General features: G+C 74.4%; 2 protein-coding genes and 1 pseudogene. 1 reads left to right on the forward strand and 2 read right to left on the reverse strand.

Translation table 11 applies throughout. The features are described 5' to 3' along the window. A pseudogene (locus H1A17_RS33695) lies at positions 1-1,546 on the reverse strand (permease); the annotation flags it as partial. A gap of 155 nt (positions 1,547-1,701) precedes the next feature. Beyond that, positions 1,702-3,129 carry a UDP-glucose/GDP-mannose dehydrogenase family protein gene (locus H1A17_RS33700; RefSeq protein ID WP_145917980.1) on the reverse strand — a complete coding sequence of 476 codons (1,428 nt, stop codon included), beginning with the start codon at positions 3,127-3,129 and terminating at the stop codon, positions 1,702-1,704. 249 nt (positions 3,130-3,378) lie between these two features. On the opposite strand from H1A17_RS33700, the gene H1A17_RS33705 reads away from it, so the two are divergent. Next, positions 3,379-3,607: acyl-CoA dehydrogenase family protein (locus tag H1A17_RS33705; protein ID WP_194823781.1), on the forward strand; the 229-nt coding region annotated here is incomplete at its 3' end.

Raw genomic sequence — 3,607 nt, forward strand, 5'->3', positions numbered from 1 at the left:
CGGCCCGCCAGGCGGGCAGCGCCGCCTCGACCGGTGCCAGCCCGGCCCGCAGGGCGCCGCCGGCCACCACCAGGCCGCTGACGGTCAGTGCCGCGGCGGAGGCGAGCTGCGGCCCCCGCCGGGCGGCTTCCGGTACGGCCCGCACGGCCAGCCCGGTCAGCGTGATGACCGCGGCGATCAGCAGCAGTGCCCGGCCCGGGAAGGCCACCGAGGCGATCCGGCCCAGCGCGCCGATCACGGCCAGGGTGAGGATGCCGGCGCCCACGTCGGGCAACGGTGGGCGGCGCAGCAGCAGGGTGCCGGCCAGACCCACCGCCGCGGCGAGCAGCAGCGCCGCGCCGGCAGCGGTGGCCGCCGGTACGGTCTGCGCCCGCAGCAGGGCGGTGACCGCGTACGCCAGGGCGAGGGCCACCGCCACCCCGTGCAGCAGCCAGGTCATCTGGGGCAGCCACGGCACCGGCCGGGGGACGCCGCCCGGGGTGGCCGCCGTGCCGTCGAGCACCTCGCCCGACTCCTCGGGTGCCCCCTCCGGCCGGCCGTCCGGGGCGACCCGCTGCCGGGGTGGCCCGGTGGGCCGGTCGGCGGTGGACTCCGGCGGGGCCGGCCGTTCCCGCATGATGCCGGAGCGGACCAGCGCGAGGTCGAGCACGGCCACCACGGTGAGCACCACCGCCCAGCCGGTCGCGCCGCTGATCCAGCCGTAGACGAGCAGCGGCACCACGGGTTGGGCGGCCAGCACCGCCGCGAACCGGGGTGCCCGCAGGCCGGTGCCCAGGGCGTAGGCGAGGGCGACGCCGGTGGTCAGCGCGAAGATCACCCCGGAGAAGACGGCCCCGGACGCGCCGATCCGGTCGACCGCCCACAGCGCGTACCCGGCCAGCGGCACCAGCAGCAGGCCGACCGTGGCGATCGTCTCGGCGGTGGAGGTCAGCCCCCGCCGGGCCAGCACCGGCGGGGCGAGCAGCAGCAGGACGGTGGCGACCAGCAGGATGCCGAGCCGGGCGAGGGCGTCCATCGAGCTGGTCGCGACGGCGGCGAAGACCACCGCGGCGACGGCCAGCACCAGCGCGCCCAGCCCGAGCGGGATGTTCTGCACCTCACGGGAGGAGGCCTCGGCCGGGTGTTCCGGGTTGTCCGCGCCCAGCCAGGTGGCGGTCCGGTACGGCGGTGGGAGCGGTGGTTCGTCGGGGCCGGCCGGCCCGGCGGGGGCGCCCTGCCGGGGCACCCGGGGCGGTGCCCCGGTGGTGGCGGTGGGCGGTCGCCGGTCCGCCTTGCGGCGCAGCACCCGGCGCGGCCGGGTGGCCTGCTTGATGCGTTCCTCACCGGCGTGGGCGAGGATGTCCCGCTGGAAGAGGGCGGCCTGCATCTTGGCGGCGATCTGCCGCTGCTCCCGGGCGATCTCGGCGTCGCGGGCCTTCATCTCGGCGATGGAGCGTTCGATCTCGGCGAGGTGATCGCGCCACTGCGGTTGCTCGGCCCCGCAGTTGGGGCAGCGGGCCGCCGGCTTGATCTGCCGCCCGCACGAGGAGCACTGGAAGCTCTCCACGACATCCCTCCACCCGGCCGGACGCACTGTGGACGCCGCCCCCACGCAGCATGCCCTGCGCGGGCGTGGATTTCGACACCTGCCGCTCCGTTAGGGGTACAAAAAACGCGCCGGCGCGGGAGGACCACCTCCCGCGCCGGCGCGTCGCGGTGTCGTCAGGGGCGGCCCATGCCCCGGTACTCCCAGCCGGCCTGGGTCCACAGTGCCGCGTCGAGGCAGTTGCGGCCGTCGACGACGCGTCGGCCGGCGGCCAGCTCGCCGAGGGCCACCGGGTCGGCGTTGCGGAAGTCGGCCCACTCGGTGAGTACGCAGACCAGGTCGGCCCCGGAGACGGCGTCGTTCATGCTGGGCTCGTAGACCAGCTCGGGGGCGATTCGGCGGGCGTTCTCGGCGCCCTGCGGGTCGTACACGTGCACGTCGGCGCCGGCCTTGGCGAGCAGCGCGGCGACCGCGAGCGCCGGGGCGTCGCGGACGTCGTCGGTGTTGGGTTTGAAGGTCGCGCCGAGCACCGCGATCCGGGTGCCGGAGAAGTCCGGGCCGGCCGGGCCGGAGCGGCGGCCGAGCAGGTCGGAGGCGAGCTGGAGGACCCGGGTGCGGCGACGCAGGTTGATCAGGTCGACCTCGTGCAGGAAGCGCAGCGCCTCGCCGGCGCCCAGCTCCTGGGCGCGGGCCTGGAAGGCGCGGATGTCCTTGGGCAGGCACGCGCCGCCGAAGCCGAGGCCGGCCTGGAGGAACCGGTTGCCGATCCGGGGGTCGTAGCCGATGGCGCGGGCGAGCTGGGTGACGTCGCCGCCGCTGGCCTCGCAGACCTCGGCCATCGCGTTGATGAAGGAGATCTTGGTGGCCAGGAAGGCGTTCGCGGCGACCTTGACCAGTTCGGCGGTGGCGAAGTCGGTGACCACCAGCGGGACCTCGCGGTCCTCGGTGGCGGCCAGGTCGAAGACGCCCTTGTGGGCGGCGTAGAGCATGGCGTTGGCCCACTCGCTCTTGACGCCGACCACGATCCGGTTGGGGCGCAGCACGTCGTCGACGGCGAAGCCCTCCTGGAGGAACTCGGGGCTCCAGGCCACCTCGACGGCCAGGTCGGTCGGGGTGTGCTTGCCGACGAGCTGCTCCACCCACTCGGCGGTGCCGACCGGCACGGTGGACTTGCCGACGATCAGCGCCTTGCGGGTCAGCTGCTGGGCCAGGGCGGTCACCGACGCCTCGACGTACGACAGGTCGGCGCCCATGCCGTCGGCCCGCTGCGGGGTGCCGACGCAGATGAAGTGCACGTCGCCGAACTCGGCGGTCTCGGCGATGTCGGTCGAGAACCGCAGCCGGCCGGCGGCCAGGTTGCGCCGTAGCAGCTCGTCGAGGCCCGGTTCGTGGATCGGCACCTCGCCCGCGTTCAGCTTGGCGATCTTGTCGGCGTCGACGTCGAAGCCGAGCACCTCGTAGCCCAGCTCGGCGTAGCAGATGGCGTACGTCGCGCCGAGGTAGCCGGTACCCAGGAAGGTCACCCGGGGACGCGGCGCACCCGAGGGGGGCGTCACCGGGGAGATGGTCGGCGCCGGCTGGATGTTCGGGTACGGGATCGTCACGCCTGTCTTCTCCGCTCGCACTGGCGGCGCTTCACTGCGTCGCAATCGGCTGCGGCGCCTGGCCGGGCACCGATGGAAAACCTGTCGTTCGGTCAGCGTAGTTGTGCGCTGTCGACGCCTGCCCGGCACGATCCTACCGGCCGGTAACGTGGTGGGGAGCCACGATGGCTATCCTTCAGTCTGCGGCAGTCGGCGGCCTGAAGACGGCACACAGACTGCGCATGATAGCGGTGAAAGGGGAGGGCCGACATGGCCGCAGAACAGACGTTCGACGTCTACCGGTTGCCCGAGGAGCACGACGCGATCCGCGAGGCGGTCCGCGAGGTCTGTGCCGCCAAGGTGGCCCCGTATGCGGCCGAGGCCGACGAGACCGGGGAGTTCCCCACCTCGTCGTACGACGCGCTGCGTGCCGCCGATTTCCACGCCCCGCACATCCCCGTCGAGTACGGCGGCGCGGGCGCGGACGCCCTGGCCACCG

The organism is Micromonospora sp. S-DT3-3-22 (assembly GCF_015354745.1).
Classification (GTDB): Bacteria; Actinomycetota; Actinomycetes; order Mycobacteriales; family Micromonosporaceae; genus Micromonospora; species Micromonospora wenchangensis.